Origin of the sequence: Microbacterium sp. XT11, assembly GCF_001513675.1 — a bacterium.
Classification (GTDB): domain Bacteria; phylum Actinomycetota; class Actinomycetes; order Actinomycetales; family Microbacteriaceae; genus Microbacterium.
Genome location: NZ_CP013859.1, coordinates 1,923,864 through 1,939,949, shown reverse-complemented (window position 1 = coordinate 1,939,949; position 16,086 = coordinate 1,923,864). Strand labels below are relative to the sequence as shown.

The window sequence follows — 16,086 nt, the reverse complement described above, 5'->3', positions numbered from 1 at the left end:
GCACGCGAGCCACGGGTCTGCCCCGTCCCCGGTCGTGGGGTGGGCGTCGGCGGCACGCCGTAGGATGGAGGGGTGAGCGCGCAGAACGACATCCCCGTTGAGACGCTGTCGTTCGAGGCCGCCCGCGACGAGCTCGTGCGGGTCGTGGCTGAACTCGAACAGGGCGCTCCGACCCTCGAGCAGTCTCTGGCCCTCTGGGAGCGCGGCGAAGCCCTGGCCGCACGCTGCGAGGAGTGGCTTCTCGGCGCGAAGCGCCGGCTCGACGCCGCCAGGGCCGCGGCATCCGACCCTTCCGACGGAGGAGCCGAGTGAGCAAGCCCGCCCCGATCGTCGCCGAGCTGGGCAGACCGGAGACTCCCGAGGAGACCGCAGCCCGCAAGGCCGAGGCCAGCCGCATCTACCGGTCGAGCCAGACCGTGCGCAGCCTCATCGCCGCGCTGATCGCGACGCTCGCCGTGGTGGCGGTGATCGTCTTCGCCGTGCCGCGCGGCGAACCGGCGTCGAACCGTGACATCGACGTCGCGCGCATCGCGGCCGATGTCGAGACCACCATGGGCAGCCCGGCGCTGGTGCCGGAGCTCGGCGACTTCTGGCGGGTGAACGCGGCGGGGCTCACCGACGGCTCCCCGGTCGTGTGGGACGTGACCATCGCCCCCGCCGCCGAGAAGGAGCGCGGCTTCGTCAAGCTCGCGCAGGCGTTCGGAGCCGACGCGAGCTGGGCTCCGCAGCGGCTGAACGGCGTCGCCGCCACCGACACCGTCACCATCGGCGGCCGCTCGTGGGACGTCTACGATCTCGGCGAGCGGGGCGCCGAGCAGAACCTCACCTATGCGATCGGCACGCAGGCCGGAGACGACTACGTGCTGCTCTACGGCTCGCGCTCGGCGGCGTCAACCGCTGAGCTGGCCGAATCCCTGATCCCACAGATCGACGCACTCTCGGAGGCTTCATGAGCCAGGTCCTCACCCCCGCCGCAGCCTGGAAGCAGATGCAGGAGGGCAACAGGCGCTTCGTCGCCGACGAGCCCTTGCACCCGAACCAGGACGTCGCGCGACGCAAGGGCCTGGCCGCAGCACAGAACCCGGTGGCGACGCTGTTCGGATGCTCCGACTCGCGTCTGGCCGCCGAGATCATCTTCGACCTCGGCCTCGGCGACCTGTTCGTCGTGCGCAACGCAGGTCAGGTGATCGGCGAGTCGATCGTCGCGAGCCTCGAGTACGCGGTCGCCGTGCTGAACGTGCCGCTCATCGTGGTGCTCGCCCACGACTCGTGCGGTGCCGTGCGGGCGGCCATCGACGGCACCGCCATCGACGCCGCTCCCCTGCCGCCGCACATCTGGAAGCTCGTCGCCCCCATCGTCCCCGCCGCGCGCAAGGTGCTGGCCGAGAGCGGAGGCACGACCGTCGACGACATCGACGCCGAGCTCGTCGGTCGCGAGCATCTCCGCAACACGGTCAACGACCTGCTGCAGTCGTCGGAGCTGATCGCCAACGCCGTCGCCGAGGGCCGGCTGGGCATCGTCGGCGCCAACTACCGCCTCGCCGAGGGGACCGCCGTGCCGGTGATCACGGTCGGCCTCGACGAGACGCACTGACCCCCGATAGCACCACACGTCACAGAATCACGGGGAGCGACCCCGGAACCGAGGAGGGTTCGGAATGACCGACAACGACTACCGCATCGAGCACGACACCATGGGTGAGGTGCGGGTGCCCGTGAACGCGCTCTACGGTGCGCAGACGCAGCGCGCCGTCGAGAACTTCCCGATCTCGGGCAAGGGGCTGGAGTCCGCGCAGATCGCCGCGCTCGCCCGCATCAAGAAGGCCGCCGCGCTCGCGAACAAGGAGCTCGGCACGCTCGACGGCGCGATCGCCGACGCCATCGCCCAGGCAGCGGATGCCGTGGCATCGGGCGCGCACGACGGCGAGTTCCCCGTCGACACGTATCAGACCGGCTCCGGCACCTCGTCGAACATGAACATGAACGAGGTGCTCGCCACTCTCGCCAGCCGCATCCTCGGCTCGGCCGTGCACCCCAACGACCACGTCAACGCCTCGCAGTCGTCGAACGACGTGTTCCCGACGTCCGTGCACATCGCCGTGACCCAGGCTCTCATCGACACGCTCATCCCGGCGCTCGACCACCTCGCAGTGGCGCTCGAGGCCAAGGCCGAGCTGTGGAAGGACGCCGTGAAGTCGGGCCGCACGCACCTCATGGACGCGACTCCGGTCACGCTCGGCCAGGAGTTCGGCGGATACGCCCGCCAGATCCGCCTCGGCATCGAGCGCATCCAGGCCGCGCTCCCCCGCGTCGCCGAGGTCCCGCTGGGCGGCACGGCGGTCGGCACCGGCATCAACACGCCGCTCGGGTTCCCGCAGAAGGTGATCGAGCTGCTCGCGGCCGAGACCGAGCTGCCCATCACCGAGGCCAAGGACCACTTCGAGGCGCAGGCCAACCGTGACGGCCTGGTCGAGGCATCCGGTGCGCTGCGCACCATCGCGGTCTCGCTGACGAAGATCAACAACGACCTGCGCTGGATGGGCTCCGGCCCCAACACGGGTCTCGGTGAGCTGCACATCCCCGACCTGCAGCCGGGTTCGTCGATCATGCCGGGCAAGGTCAACCCGGTCGTGCCGGAGGCCGTGCTCATGGTCTGCGCGCGCGTGATCGGCAACGACGCGACGGTCGCGTGGGCGGGAGCATCCGGCTCGTTCGAGCTCAACGTCGCCATCCCGGTCATGGGCACCGCGCTGCTCGAGTCGATCCGCCTGCTCGCCAACGCCGTGCGGGTGCTCGCCGACAAGACCATCGATGGGCTCGAGGCGAACCTCGAGCGTGCGGCCGCGTTCGCCGGCATGAGCCCCTCGATCGTCACGCCTCTGAACAAGCTCATCGGCTACGAGGCAGCGGCGAAGATCGCCAAGCACTCCGTGGCCAAGGGCATCACGGTCCGTGACGCGGTGATCGACCTCGGCTACGTCGAGCGCGGCGAGCTCACGCTGGAGCAGCTCGACGAGAAGCTCGATCTGCTGTCGATGACGCACGCCGGCTGAGCACGCCCGCCGACACGACGGATGCCGCGGAGACCTGGTCTCCGCGGCATCCGTCGTCTTGCCGCCCGTCAGCAGCAGCGCGCGCCGGGGTCGGCGTCCTGCCGGGCGTAGTGCCGCCTCCAGAACTCGCGTTCGCTCATCGGTTCCCGATCGGGATGGCTCGCGCGCTCGTGCGCCACGTAGGCGGCGTACCGCGACTGACCGGTGAGGCCGTTGACGTACCACGCGAGCGCACGCCACGCGCGCCGAAGCGGCGTCGTGACGGCGTGGGCCGACATCAGTGCCCCCTCGTGGGCTGCATCGATCCGGGGAGCGACGCCCAGCGCTTCTCCACCCTGCGCTCCTCGGCCGACGCGAAGAGGCCGGCGGGGGCGAAGCGACGCGAGGGCGTCTCCGGATCCTCGAGGTCCCGCACCGGGCCAGGGCGGAACGCGCGGATCACGACCGCGACCGAGACTGCGATGACGATGAGCGAGAGCACGAGGAAGATCACCGAGAGCACGCCCTGGATCATGGTGTTGCGTGCAACAGCCTGCATGGCCTCGACGGTCTTCGCCGTGCCGAACGACGTCTCCCCCGCGGCCAGGGCGTCGCGGAAGGCCACATGGTTGGCGAAGTAGCCGACCTGCGGCACGGGCGAGAAGATCTTCTGCAGCGACGCGGTGACCGTGACGACCGTGACGAAGGCCAGGGGAAGCGCGACCACCCAGAGCGCGCGGAACGTGCGCCTGCGGGCGACGATCGTCAGCACCACGGCGAGCGCGATCGCCGCCAGCAGCTGATTCGCGATGCCGAACAACGGGAAGAGGGTGTTGATGCCGCCGAGCGGATCGGTCACGCCCATGATCAGCACGGCACCCCATCCGGCGACCATGACGGCCGTGCACAGCCAGGCGCCCATGCGCCACGAGGTGTCCTTGAACCGCGGGATCACGTTGCCCAGCGAGTCCTGGAGCATGAAGCGCGCCACCCGGGTGCCGGCGTCTACGGCGGTGAGGATGAAGAGCGCCTCGAACATGATGGCGAAGTGGTACCAGAACGCCATCATGCCGCCGCCGCCGATCCACTGCTGCATGATGTGGGGGGGGCGGGGGGGGAGCGTCGGTGCGCCACCGGTGCGGGAGACGATCGTCTCCTCTCCGACGGATGCCGCCGTGCCGGTGAGCATGTCGGGCGTGAGGTTCACGCCGGTGAGGCCGAGGCTGTTCACGAACTGGACGGCGCCCTCCACCGTGCCGAGAGTGGCCGCGGGCGACGAGTTCATCGCGAAGTAGAGCCCTCGGTCGATGGAGATGGCCGCGACGAGAGCCATGATCGCCACGAACGACTCCATGAGCATGCCGCCGTACCCGATGAAGCGGGTCTGCTTCTCCTTCTCGATCATCTTGGGAGTGGTGCCCGACGAGATGAGCGCGTGGAAGCCGCTGAGCGCCCCGCAGGCGATCGTCACGAACAGGAAGGGGAACAGAGCGCCCGACCACACAGGTCCCGTCTCCCCGCCCGCGAACTCGCTGAAGGCGGGAACGGAGATCTCCGGTCGTACGAACACGATCGCGACGGCGAGCGCGACGATGACCCCGATCTTCATGAAGGTCGAGAGGTAGTCACGCGGAGCCAGCAGGATCCATACGGGGAGGACGGCGGCGATGAAGCCGTAGATGATGATGCCCCAGGCGATGGTCGTCCGGTCGAGCGTGAAGATGGCCTGACCCCAGTCGGTCTCTGCGACCATGCCGCCGCCGATGATGGCGAGCATGAGCAGCACGAAGCCGATGATCGAGACCTCGGTGATGCGGCCGGGGCGGATCCATCGGAGGTACGCGCCCATGAAGAGCGCGATCGGGATCGTCATCGCGACCGAGAACACGCCCCATGGGCTCTCACCCAGTGCGTTGACCACCACGAGGGCGAGGATCGCCGTGATGATGACCATGATCAGCAGCGTGGCGAGGATCGCGGCGGCGCCGCCGAAGCGACCGAGCTCGTCGCGAGCCATCTGTCCGAGGGAGCGCCCGCCGCGGCGCATCGAGAAGAACATCACCAGGTAGTCCTGCACGGCACCGGCCAGCACCACGCCGACGATGATCCACAGCGTGCCGGGCAGATAGCCCATCTGTGCCGCGAGCACCGGGCCGACGAGCGGGCCCGCGCCGGCGATCGCCGCGAAATGGTGCCCGAACAGCACGCGCCGGTCGGTCGCCACGTAGTCTTTGCCGTCTGCCTTGTACTCGGCGGGCGTCGCTCGTCGATCGTCGGGCTTGACCAGGGCCCGCTCGATGTACGTCGAGTAGAACCGATAGAAGATCAGGTACGTGCACACCGCGGCGAACACGAACCAGATCGCGTTCACCGTCTCGCCCCGCACGATCGCCAGCATCGTCCACGCCACGCCACCCAGCAGCGCGATCGCGGCCCAGACCACCACTTTCAGCGGCGTCCAGCGTGGCTTCTCATCCACTGCCACGGGTGGCAGATCGCGGTCGTCGAGGGTCTTCGTCGCATCGCTCATCGCGCATCACTCCATCGTCTGCGTTTGATGCCACCGAGCCTAGCCGCGAGGCGGCGCGGTGCCGTGCGGCGACGTGCCGGGGCGGCGCAGACGATGCGGCGGCAGCGGATGCCTTCGCGATAGCATCCGCTGCGGCCTCTCGATCAGCTCAGCTCGCCGCCTTCGAGCAGTTCGGTCACGAGTGCTGCGATGGCCGAGCGCTCCGACCGCGTGAGGGTCACGTGCGCGAAGAGGTCGTGCCCCTTGAGCGTCTCGATCACGCTCGCAATGCCGTCGTGGCGGCCGACGCGGAGGTTGTCGCGCTGCCCGACGTCGTGCGTGAGGATCACTCGGGAGTTCTGCCCCATGCGGCTGAGCACCGTCAGCAGCACGTTGCGCTCGAGGGACTGCGCCTCGTCGACGATCACGAAGGCGTCGTGCAGCGACCTGCCTCGGATGTGCGTGAGCGGCAGGACCTCGAGCATGCCCCGCTCGATCACCTCGTCCATGACGTTCCCCGAGACGACGGAGCCGAGCGTGTCGAACACGGCCTGGCCCCAGGGGTTCATCTTCTCGCCCTGGTCTCCGGGGAGGTACCCGAGCTCTTGCCCGCCGACGGCGAAGAGCGGGCGGAAGACGATGATCTTCTTCTGCTGCTGCCTCTCCAGCACCGCCTCGAGGCCCGCGCACAACGCGAGGGCCGACTTGCCCGTGCCTGCGCGTCCGCCGAGCGACACGATGCCGACCTCGGGGTCGAGCAGCAGGTCGATCGCGATGCGCTGCTCGGCCGAGCGCCCGTGCAGGCCGAAGATGTCGCGGTCGCCGCGCACGAGCCGGAACTCGCCGTCGCCCGTCACGCGCCCGAGCGCCGAGCCACGTTCGGAGTGGATGATGAGCCCCGTGTTGACCGGGAGGCCACGCACCTGGTCGCTCAGCCCGACCTCGCTCTCGTACAGGTCGCTCATCTCGTCGCCGGACAGATCCAGCGGTGAGATCCCAGTCCATCCGGAATCCACCGCCTGCTCGGCGAGGTACTCCTCGGCGCGCAGGCCGAGCGACGCCGCCTTCACGCGCATGGGGAGGTCCTTCGAGACGATGGTGACGTCCTGTCCGTCCTGAGCGAGATGCATCGCGACCGACAGGATGCGGCTGTCGTTGTCGCTGAGGCGGATGCCGGCGGGGAGCACCGAGGTGTCGGCATTGGCGAGCTCGACGCGCAGGGTGCCGCCCTCCCCCACTTCCACGGGGAAGTCGAGCCGCCCGTGCTCGACGCGCAGATCGTCGAGGTGCCGGAGCGCCTGGCGCGCGAAGTAGCCGATCTCGGGGTCGTGGCGCTTGGCCTCCAGTTCGGTGATGACGACGACAGGGAGCACGACGGAGTGCTCCGCGAAGCGGAAGAGTGCCTGCGGATCGCTCAGCAGCACCGAGGTGTCGAGCACATAGGTTCGGAGGTCCTGTTCGGGGCCTCCGGCGGATGCTCGTCTCGTCGTCTTGCGGGTGGACTGCTGCGCTGTGCTGGTCGACTGCTGCGCGGTGCTCGACTGCTGCGCTGTGCTGCTCGGCTGCTGCGCTGTACGTGAGGTCACGACCACTCCCGACCCGGGGAATCCCGGCTATGCGAACGAGTCGACCAGGGGGTCACGAGTCGTCATCCTGAGGCCGACCCGACCGGGCGCCTTGCCCGATGCCTTGAAGGTACGACCACGCGCCGACATTCGCGGGACTCGACACGCCAGCGGATTGTTACGCCACGGTGAACTTCTCGGATCCGAACGCTCCGATCGCGTCGTCCAGGAGGCGCAGGGTCTCGGCGTCGGTACCCGCATGCGGCGCGACGCGCACGGACGAACCGCGCGCCGTGACGACGACCCCGGCATTCGCGAGAGCCGCGGCCAGCCGTGCCGGTTCTTCCGGCGCGAGGGTGACGATACCGGCCCTGCGGTCGCGCTCTCGGGGCGAGGTCACGGCGATTCCGTGCCGGTCGGCGATGGCGATGACCTCGTCGACGCGGTCGGCGAGCCGGTGTTCGATGGCCGCCACTCCGACGTCCCGCACGTCTCTTGCGCCGATCGCCAGACGCCCTGCCGCCAGCGTGTCAGGTCCGCTCACCGTGAAGGCCCTCGCCGAGGCGGCAGGCTCCGGCAGCTCATCGACGGCTAGGCCCTCCGCCGTCGTGCCGGTGATGCCGCTGAGCAGCGGGGCGATACGCTCGCGCGCCCTCGCCGAGAACCAGGCGAACCCGGTTCCCCTTCCCGCGCGCAGCCACTTGTAGCCGTGGCCCGCCACGACGTCGGCTGCCGCGAAGTCCGCCTCCACGAGCCCGAAGGACTGCACGGCGTCGACGATCAGGAGCCGGTCCGGGCCGAGGACCTCACGCAGGGCGGCGATGTCCACGCGATACCCGGTGCGGAAGTCGACGTGACTCACCGCGAGCGCCGTCACCTCGTCGTCGAGCGCTTCGGCGACGGCATCCGCGGTCACCCGACCATCGGGCGGAGTGATCCATCGCGCCGTGAGCGCACCGTGGGAGGCCTGGCGAGCACGCTCGAGCGTCAGGCTGATGCTCGGGAACTCCCCGGTCGCCGCGATCGCCGTTCCGCTGAGCCCGTACAGGGCATGCGCAAGCCCGTGCGTGGATGAGGGCTGCAGCGTGACCTCGTCGGGTTCGCCGCCCACCAGCTCGGCGATGAGCTCTTTCGCCTGGGGGATGCGCTCCCCGACGAGCGCGAGCGATGACGGGCGACCGCTGCCGAGGAGATCGGCGTCGGCGAAGACCTCCTCGCGCACCGAGGGCGACAGCGGTCCGAACGCGGCCCAGTTCAGATATCCGGGCTCGACGTCGAACGTGGCGAGGTAGTCGTCGAAAGTGCTCACCGCGTCATTCTGGCACGCGCGGGGCACACGGACCGCGGATGCTCAGCGGCCGAAGCGGCGGTCTCGCCCCGCGTAGTCGCGGATAGCGCGGAGGAAGTCGACCTGCCTCAGGTCGGGGCCGAGGGCCTCGACGAAGTAGAACTCGCTGTGCGCGCTCTGCCAGAGCAGGAAGTCGCTGAGGCGCTGCTCGCCGCTCGTGCGGATGACCAGGTCGGGGTCGGGCTGCCCGCCGGTGTAGAGGTGCTCGCCGATCATCTCGGGCGTGAGCTGCGCGGCGAGGTCCTCCATGGTGCCGCCGGACGCCTCGTGCGCGATGATGATGCTTCGCACGGCGTCGACGATCTCGTTGCGCCCTCCGTAACCGACGGCGAGATTCACGTGCAAGCCGGTGTGATCCCGCGTGCGCTCCTCTGCGTCGGCGAGCACCCGCGCGAGCTCGGCAGGGAGGATGTCGCTTCGGCCCACGTGCTTGACGCGCCAGTTCCCCTCCCGCGACAGGGCCTCTGCCAGTTCCGCGATGATCTCGATCAGGTCAGCGAGCTCGGCCGAATCACGCTTGCGCAGATTGTCGCTCGAGAGCAGATAGAGCGACACCACACGGATGCCGAGCTCGTCGCACCAGCCGAGGAACTCACGCATCTTCGCCGCGCCGGCACGGTGACCGTCGGCCGGGGTGGCATAACCCAGCTGGCGCGCCCAGCGCCTGTTGCCGTCGATCATCATGGCGACGTGGTGCGGCACGGACGCCGGATCCAGATGACGGCGCAGCCTGCTGCTGTAGAGCCGATACAGCGGCCCGCGCCCCTGGCCGTCGCGTGACATCACCTCCCTACGCTACCGCGTCGGATGCGGTTCGCCCCTCGCCGGAGGCACGGGACTCCACCGGATGCACAGGATATGTACGACTGCGGGAATGCGGCCGCGCCTAGAGTGAGCACTGTGAGCACCCCCGACCCCTCGGTACCCGATCTCCCCCAGCTCCCGCTCCTCGACGCGGCGGCCAAGGACGCCGCGGTCGAGATCAGGCCGACCTGGCGGGGATGGATCCATGCGGCCACGTTCCCCGTGGCGGTCGCCGCGGGCGTGCTGCTCATCGTGTTCGCGCAGAGCGGCGCGGCCAAAGCAGCCGCCGCCGTGTTCATGGCGACGTCCCTGCTCCTGTTCGGCAACTCGGCCGTCTACCACCGGTTCAACTGGGGGCCGACGGTCAAGGTGATCCTCAAGCGCATCGACCATGCGAACATCCTGCTCCTCATCGCGGGGACCTACACGCCGATCGCCACGCTCGCCCTCCCGCCGGAGAAGGGCACGCTGCTCCTGGTCCTGGTGTGGAGCGGCGCCCTGCTGGGCATCCTGTTCCGCGTCTTCTGGATCCACGCGCCGCGATGGCTGTATGTCGCGCTCTACCTGCTCCTGGGCTGGGCCGCCGTGATGTACATCGCCGACCTGCTGCACGCGAACCTCGCCATGATGATCCTCGTGATCGTGGGCGGCCTGCTCTACACGGCAGGGGCGATCATCTACGCGCTCAAGAAGCCGAATCCGTGGCCGGGGCACTTCGGATTCCACGAGATCTTCCATGTCTGCACAGTGCTGGCCTTCCTCTGCCACTGGACCGCGTGCCTGCTCATCGCCCTCTCCCCGCTGAGCCCGTCGCTGGGCGCCTGAACCGCGCCGGGTCGCGTGGAGGCCGCGGATCCCGAAACGATTCGTAACAGGATGTGAGCGCAGCCGGAACCGGCCACTAGGTTCGAGGCACCCGCCCGTTCACGCTCTCCGGAGGCCTCCCGCCATGCGCCGCTCCACCCGCCTCGCCGCTCTCACCGCATCCGTCGCCCTGACGGCCCTCGTCGCGTCGGGCTGCGCATCCACGGCGGAGAGCCCGAAAGGCGACGCCGCCTCGGACAAGACGACCATCACGATCGGTTTCAACCCCGGGCCGTACCTGGAGATGTTCACGGAGGGCATCGAGCCGATCCTCGAGAAGGACGGCTACACGGTCGAGACCAAGGACTTCACCGACGGCGTGATCGTCAACGTCGCGCTCAGCCAGGGCGAGATCGACGCGAACATCATGCAGCACCCCGTCTACCTCGAGGCGATCAACGCCCAGGAAGGGCTCTCGAACGCGGCGCTCGTGCAGGTGCCGGGTCCGCCGATGGCCTTGTTCGGGGGCAAGAAGTCCGCCCTCGACGATGTCGCGAACGGCTCCACCGTCGCTGTGCCCAATCAGCCGTCCAACCAGTACCGCGCGCTCAAGGTGGTCGAGGCCGTCGGCTGGATCACCCTCTCCGACGACATCGACCCTGCCACGGCGTCGCTGGCCGACGTCGTCGACAACCCTCATGACCTGCAGTTCGTCGAGATGGAGAACGCGCAGCAGGTCGCCGCGCTCTCGGACGTCGACTACAGCGTCATCCAGGGGAACTTCGTCGTCTCTGGCGGACTGAAGCTCACCGATGCCCTCGAACTGGAAGACCTCACCGACGACTTCTCCGTCGTGGTGGCCGTCGACGAGAAGAACCTCGACGCCGACTGGGCCAAGGCCCTCAAGGCGGCGTACGAGTCCGACGAGTTCGCGGAGTACATCAGCTCGAACTCCCAGTACGACGGCTATAACCTCCCGGCCGCTCTGGAGCGGTGATGGCCTCGGGGCGCGCTGAGGCCGAGACCGGCGCCGCCGATCCGGCCTCGACGGTCGCCGTCCGGCTGGGGGGCGCCCCCCGCCGGTACGGCCGGGGCGACAGCGCCCTCATCGCGCTCGACGACGTCTCGCTCACGGTACGTCGCGGAGACATCTTCGGCGTCATCGGGCACAGCGGCGCCGGCAAGAGCACGCTGATCAGGATGGTCAACGCGCTGGAGACCCCCACCACAGGCTCGGTGCACGTCGACGGCGTCGATCTCGCCTCACTGTCGACCGCCGAGCTGCGCGCGGCCCGCAAGCACACGGCGATGGTCTTCCAGCAGTTCCAGCTGCTGGAGACCGTGACGGTGCTCGACAACGTCGCCATGCCTCTGCGCCTCGACGGCATCGGCACGCGCGAAGCCAGGGCTCGGGCCACCGAAGCGCTGGAGTTCGTCGGCCTCGGATCGCGGCTCGGCGCCTACCCCGGGCAGCTCTCGGGCGGACAGAAGCAGCGCGTCGGCATCGCCCGCGCCATCGTGCGCAACCCCGCCGTACTGCTCTGCGACGAGGCGACGAGCGCCCTCGACCCGTCGACGACGCTTCAGATCATCGACCTGCTCAAGCGGGTCAATCGGGAGTACGGCACGACGATCCTCGTGGTCACGCACGAGATGGACGTGATCAAGGACCTCTGCCATTCCGTCGCCGTGATGGAGGCCGGACGCATCGTCGAGCAGGGAGCCGTGATGGACGTCTTCGTGCATCCGCAGACATCGGTCGCGCAGGCCTTCGTCGGCACCGTCATCCCCCACGAGCTCCCGGCGAGGGTGCGCGCAGCGGTCGACGGTCATCCGCTCTGGCGGCTGCGCTTCCTCGACGAGGAGGTCACGACCCCGATCGTGGGTGCGCTGATCTCCGACTTCCGGCTGGGAGTGAACATCCTGCACGCGGACATGACAGACATCCAGGACCGCACGGTCGGCCACATGATCGTGCAGGTCGACGGCGACGACGCTCAGCGCGCCGCGGCGTTCGCGTACCTCGCCGAGAGGATCGTCAGCGTAGAGGAGGTCGCGCTGTGATCGACACGCTGCTGACCGCCGACCTGTTCCTCGAGGCCCTGGGCGAGACCCTGTACATGCTGGGCATCGCGCTCTTCTTCGGCTCGATCCTCGGTGTGCTCCTCGGCATCGCCGTGGTCGTCACCCGCCCCGGCGGAGTGATGCCGAACGCCGTCGTGTCGTTCGTGCTCAACGGGTTCATCAACATCGTCCGTTCGCTGCCGTTCATCATCCTACTCGTGGCGATCCTGCCCTTCACTCGGCTGGTCGTCGGCACGTCGATCGGTGTCAACGGCGCCCTCGTGCCGCTGACGCTCATGGTGGCGCCCTACATCGGGCGCCTCGTGGAGAACTCCCTCCTGGAGGTGCCGGAGGGCATCGTGGAGGCGGCGAAGTCGATGGGCGCCACCCCTGTGCAGATCTTCACCCGGTTCCTGCTCCCGGAGGCCAGGGGCTCGCTCGTGCTGGCCCTGACCACCGCGACCATCGGACTGCTCGACGCCACTGCCATGGCCGGAACCGTGGGCGCCGGCGGCATCGGCGATCTGGCGATCTCGTACGGATACCAGCGGTTCGACGGCATCACCATGCTCGTCACCGTGGTGACCCTCGTCGTGATCGTGCAGCTGATCCAGCTGTTCGGCACCCGCCTCGCGCGGAAGCTGCGCCGCCGGTGACGGCGCTGCGCGCGGCCGCACGAGTGCAGGCGCTGCCGACGAACTTCTTCGCCGCGCTCGATCGCGCGGTGGCCGAGGCACGCGTGCGGGGCATCGACGTGATCGACGTCTCCAAGGGGAACCCCGATCTGCCCACTCCCCCGCACATCGTCGAGGCGATGCAGAAGGCGGTGGCCGATCCGCGCAACCACGGCTACCCCTCATCGCTGGTGCGCCCGGCTCTGGGGCGGGCGATCGCCACCCGGTACCGCGAGGACCACGGGATCGACCTCGACCCCGACACCCAGGTCGCCGCCTTCCACGGCTCGCACGAAGCGCTCATGGCCGCGATCCTCGGACTCGTCGACCCCGGCGCGGCTCTCGTCGTGCCGGATCCGGGCTACCCCGCCTACGAGACCGCAGCGCGACTCGCCGGCGCGGAGGTGCGCACGCTGCCGCTCGTCCGGGCGGACGGCTACCGCCCGGACTTCACCGCGCTCGCGGATCTCGACGCGGCCGCGGCCGTTCTGCTGAACTTCCCCCACAACCCCACGGGCGCGGTGGCCGCTCCCGCCACATTCGAGGCGGCTGTGGCCGAGAGCGAGCGGCTCGGCGGCGTCTTCGTGAACGACTTCGCGTACTCGTCGCTGGGCTATGAGGGCCGTCCGCTCTCCGCGCTGACGGTCGACGACACCCGAACGGTCGAGGTCTCGACGCTCTCGAAGACGTACAGCATGGCGGGCTGGAGGATCGGGTACGCTGCGGGAGCCCCCGACCTCATCGCCGCGATGCGCAGGTACCAGGCGCATGCGTTCAGCACGATCTTCGGCGCCACTCAGGATGCCGCGGCGGCCGCTCTCGCCGGCGACCAGAGCGCCGCTCACGAGCTCGTCGAGACGTACCGCGCACGACGCGATCTCGTGGTCGCCACGCTGCGCACGCAGGGGTGGGACGTCGTGGATCCGGCGGGCACCTTCTTCGTCTGGGTCGGCATCGACGACGCGGACGACGTCGCCTTCGCCGATCGGCTGCTCTCCAGCCACGGCGTCGCGGTCGCCCCGGGAAGCGGCTTCGGCGCCGGTGGTGCAGGCTTCATCCGGATCAGCCTCGTGCATCCGCTGGACAGGCTCCGCGAGATGACCGAGCGCCTCGCGGCCGCGAAGCGAGCGACCGGCTGAGGCCCCATCGCATCCCGTCCCATCGCATCCAGTCCCATCCCATCCCGACCCATCCGACCCCCATCGAAGGAGACACCATGGCCGACGTGGAGAGCTTCACTCTCGACCACACCGCCGTCATCGCCCCCTACATCCGCCTCATCGCGACCGAGCACGGTCCGCGCGGCGACGCGATCTCGAACTTCGACGTGCGGTTCGTGCAGCCGAACGAGGGCGAGATCCCGACAGGCGGTCTGCACACCATCGAGCACCTGCTCGCCAGCCTGCTGCGCGACCGGCTCGACGGCGTGATCGACATCTCGCCCTTCGGGTGCCGCACCGGGTTCCACCTCATCACCTGGGGAGAGCCGGCCGTCGCCGACGTCGTGACGGCGGTGCGTGAGAGCCTCGCGGTCATCGCCGAGGAGACCACGTGGGAGCAGGTTCCAGGGGTCGACGCGTTCAGCTGCGGCAACTACCGCGACCACAGCCTGCACAGCGCACGCGAATGGTCGAAGAGGATCCTCGAGCAGGGCATCAGCCACGACGCGTTCCGCCGCGTGGGCGTCTGAGATGTTCGAAGAGCTGCGCGAACGCGTCGTCCTGGTGACCGGCGGGGCCAGCGGCATCGGCGCGGGCATCGTCGAGGCATTCCTGTCCGAGGGATCGACCGTGATCGGCGCCGACCTCTCCGTCGCCGGCGGCGGATTGCACGCGGGTCGCGACCGCGAGTGGTCGCTTCGCCTCGACGTGACCGATGAACGGGCCGTCGAGGCTGCTCTGGACCGCATCGAGCAGAAGATCGGCCGCGTGGACGTGCTGGTGACCGCTGCGGGGACGTCGACCCTCGCCTTCGCCGTCGACACCTCGGAGGAGGAGTGGGATCTGAACCTCCGCGTCAACGCCAAGGGCTCGTTCCTCGTCGCCAAGCACGTCGCCAAGCGCCTCGTCGCAGCGGGGCGCACGGGCAGGATCGTGTTCATCTCCTCGCAGGCCGGGAAGAACGGCTATCGCGGGATGACCGCCTACGTGGCCTCGAAGCATGCCGTCCTGGGCGTGACCAAGACCATGGCCGTCGAGCTCGCGCCGCACGGCATCCTGGTGAACGCGATCTGTCCGGGGATCATCGAGACGCCCATGAAGCACCGTGAGCGCATCGAAGGGGGCGCGATCCGCGGCATGACCGCTGAGGAGGTGGCCGCGGAGGACCGCTCGCAGGTGCCGCTCGGACGCACGGGCACTCCGGGCGACGTCGCGGGTGTCGCCCTGTTCCTCGCGAGCGACCTGTCCGCCTACATGACGGGACAGGGCATCAACGTCACCGGCGGGATGACGATGCACTGACGTCGCCGCGCCGACGTCTCGACCGGTCGGTCAGGGTGCGCGCGGGTCGTCGCGGCCGTCTTCCGCGGTCGGCGCGCCGCCGTCGCCCCTGGCCGCACGCTCGGCGTCGATGGCGGCCTGCTCGGCGTCGAGCTCCTCGCGCACCTCTTCGCGGTAGCGCACGCGACGGATGCGCCGGTTCATGTCGAGGATGAGCAGGATCACGACCACCAGCAGCACGACGACGGCAGCGAAGCCGACGAAGCCGGGAGTGACGCTCTCCGGAGGAACGGTCATCGACGGCGTCGGCATCGGGGTGTCGGCGAGAACGAGCATGTGTGCGCCTTTCGTCCACAGGTCGCATAACCTGGGAATACTAGCCTAACGACCGGAAGACCCCGCCTGTGACGACCGCCCAAGAGCTCGACGATCGGTACGGCCGCACCCGACGGCGGCGCGCGCCGTGGATCGCGGCCGCGGTCGTCGCGGTGCTGGCCGTGGGGGCGTTCGGCTGGATGACCGTGACGACGCAGATGAACGCCGTGGATGCCGACGACCTCGGGTTCGACCTCGTCGACGAGCACACTGTCGACGTGCGATTCCAGGTCACCGGCGTGCAGGGCAAGGACGTCGTGTGCATCGTGGAGGCGCTCGACGAGGAGTTCGGTGTGGTCGGCTGGAAGGTGGTCGAGGTGCCCGCCGGGGATCGGCACTCGCAGGCCGTCTCGGCGACGATACCGACGGTGTCGGCCGCGACGACAGGTTTGGTGAACACCTGCTGGGTCGCGTAGACTCGACCCAGACAGACGACGCCCTGGCACCGTGCCGGGGCGTCTTGGCATATC

General features: G+C 69.2%; 18 protein-coding genes. 12 read left to right on the top strand and 6 right to left on the bottom strand.

Features of this window, described 5'->3' with window-relative positions:
• Positions 1 to 72: 72 nt before the first annotated feature.
• From AB663_RS08950 to AB663_RS08935, 4 genes are all read left to right on the top strand, one after another.
• Positions 73 to 312: an exodeoxyribonuclease VII small subunit gene (locus AB663_RS08950; protein ID WP_067198086.1), complete on the top strand. Its 240-nt coding sequence runs from the start codon at positions 73 to 75 to the stop codon at positions 310 to 312.
• The gene (locus AB663_RS08945) at positions 309 to 953 is read left to right on the top strand and encodes a DUF4245 family protein (protein WP_067198083.1); all 645 of its coding nucleotides are present in this window, start codon (positions 309 to 311) and stop codon (positions 951 to 953) included. Before AB663_RS08950 ends, AB663_RS08945 begins: the two co-directional genes overlap by 4 nt.
• On the top strand, positions 950 to 1,594 hold the full coding sequence (locus AB663_RS08940) for a carbonic anhydrase (RefSeq protein ID WP_067198081.1): 645 nt from the start codon (positions 950 to 952) through the stop codon (positions 1,592 to 1,594). Before AB663_RS08945 ends, AB663_RS08940 begins: the two co-directional genes overlap by 4 nt.
• Positions 1,595 to 1,658: 64 nt before the next feature.
• Positions 1,659 to 3,053 carry a class II fumarate hydratase gene (locus AB663_RS08935; RefSeq protein ID WP_067198078.1) on the top strand — a complete coding sequence of 465 codons (1,395 nt, stop codon included), beginning with the start codon at positions 1,659 to 1,661 and terminating at the stop codon, positions 3,051 to 3,053.
• A gap of 68 nt (positions 3,054 to 3,121) precedes the next feature.
• Here AB663_RS08935 and AB663_RS08930 read toward each other — a convergent pair whose 3' ends face one another.
• The 5 genes from AB663_RS08930 to AB663_RS08910 form a co-directional block, all read right to left on the bottom strand.
• Complete coding sequence (locus AB663_RS08930) at positions 3,122 to 3,331, bottom strand: YbdD/YjiX family protein (protein WP_067198076.1); 210 nt, start codon at positions 3,329 to 3,331, stop codon at positions 3,122 to 3,124.
• Positions 3,331 to 5,562: a carbon starvation CstA family protein gene (locus AB663_RS08925; RefSeq protein ID WP_067198075.1), complete on the bottom strand. Its 2,232-nt coding sequence runs from the start codon at positions 5,560 to 5,562 to the stop codon at positions 3,331 to 3,333. Before AB663_RS08925 ends, AB663_RS08930 begins: the two co-directional genes overlap by 1 nt.
• A gap of 143 nt (positions 5,563 to 5,705) precedes the next feature.
• Positions 5,706 to 6,980: a PhoH family protein gene (locus tag AB663_RS08920; RefSeq protein ID WP_067202497.1), complete on the bottom strand. Its 1,275-nt coding sequence runs from the start codon at positions 6,978 to 6,980 to the stop codon at positions 5,706 to 5,708.
• Positions 6,981 to 7,284: 304 nt separating this feature from the next.
• The gene (locus tag AB663_RS08915; protein ID WP_067198074.1) at positions 7,285 to 8,415 is read right to left on the bottom strand and encodes an aminotransferase class V-fold PLP-dependent enzyme; all 1,131 of its coding nucleotides are present in this window, start codon (positions 8,413 to 8,415) and stop codon (positions 7,285 to 7,287) included.
• Positions 8,416 to 8,457: 42 nt separating this feature from the next.
• Entirely contained in the window at positions 8,458 to 9,237 is a 780-nt protein-coding gene (locus AB663_RS08910) for an isoprenyl transferase (protein WP_067198072.1), read from the bottom strand.
• A 117-nt stretch (positions 9,238 to 9,354) separates the two neighbouring features.
• On the opposite strand from AB663_RS08910, the gene trhA reads away from it, so the two are divergent.
• The 7 genes from trhA to AB663_RS08875 all read left to right on the top strand — a co-directional run bounded on the left by trhA (position 9,355) and on the right by AB663_RS08875 (position 15,262).
• Positions 9,355 to 10,083 carry a PAQR family membrane homeostasis protein TrhA gene (trhA, locus tag AB663_RS08905; protein WP_067202495.1) on the top strand — a complete coding sequence of 243 codons (729 nt, stop codon included), beginning with the start codon at positions 9,355 to 9,357 and terminating at the stop codon, positions 10,081 to 10,083.
• Between the two features lie 124 nt (positions 10,084 to 10,207).
• A complete protein-coding gene (locus AB663_RS08900) occupies positions 10,208 to 11,059 on the top strand; it encodes a MetQ/NlpA family ABC transporter substrate-binding protein (RefSeq protein ID WP_083511187.1) in 852 nt (283 codons plus the stop codon).
• Positions 11,059 to 12,126, top strand: coding sequence for a methionine ABC transporter ATP-binding protein (locus AB663_RS08895; protein WP_083511186.1), 1,068 nt, complete (start codon positions 11,059 to 11,061; stop codon positions 12,124 to 12,126). Before AB663_RS08900 ends, AB663_RS08895 begins: the two co-directional genes overlap by 1 nt.
• The gene (locus tag AB663_RS08890; RefSeq protein WP_232304512.1) at positions 12,123 to 12,782 is read left to right on the top strand and encodes a methionine ABC transporter permease; all 660 of its coding nucleotides are present in this window, start codon (positions 12,123 to 12,125) and stop codon (positions 12,780 to 12,782) included. Before AB663_RS08895 ends, AB663_RS08890 begins: the two co-directional genes overlap by 4 nt.
• Positions 12,779 to 13,939: an aminotransferase class I/II-fold pyridoxal phosphate-dependent enzyme gene (locus tag AB663_RS08885; RefSeq protein ID WP_067198070.1), complete on the top strand. Its 1,161-nt coding sequence runs from the start codon at positions 12,779 to 12,781 to the stop codon at positions 13,937 to 13,939. Before AB663_RS08890 ends, AB663_RS08885 begins: the two co-directional genes overlap by 4 nt.
• A gap of 77 nt (positions 13,940 to 14,016) precedes the next feature.
• Entirely contained in the window at positions 14,017 to 14,490 is a 474-nt protein-coding gene (locus tag AB663_RS08880) for an S-ribosylhomocysteine lyase (protein ID WP_067198067.1), read from the top strand.
• Between the two features lies 1 nt (position 14,491).
• Positions 14,492 to 15,262: an SDR family NAD(P)-dependent oxidoreductase gene (locus AB663_RS08875; protein WP_067198065.1), complete on the top strand. Its 771-nt coding sequence runs from the start codon at positions 14,492 to 14,494 to the stop codon at positions 15,260 to 15,262.
• A gap of 30 nt (positions 15,263 to 15,292) precedes the next feature.
• Here AB663_RS08875 and AB663_RS08870 read toward each other — a convergent pair whose 3' ends face one another.
• Positions 15,293 to 15,577: a hypothetical protein gene (locus AB663_RS08870; protein ID WP_067198063.1), complete on the bottom strand. Its 285-nt coding sequence runs from the start codon at positions 15,575 to 15,577 to the stop codon at positions 15,293 to 15,295.
• A 68-nt stretch (positions 15,578 to 15,645) separates the two neighbouring features.
• Between AB663_RS08870 and AB663_RS08865 the strand changes: the two genes are divergently transcribed.
• Positions 15,646 to 16,032: a DUF4307 domain-containing protein gene (locus tag AB663_RS08865; RefSeq protein WP_067198060.1), complete on the top strand. Its 387-nt coding sequence runs from the start codon at positions 15,646 to 15,648 to the stop codon at positions 16,030 to 16,032.
• The last annotated feature ends 54 nt before the right edge of the window (positions 16,033 to 16,086 follow it).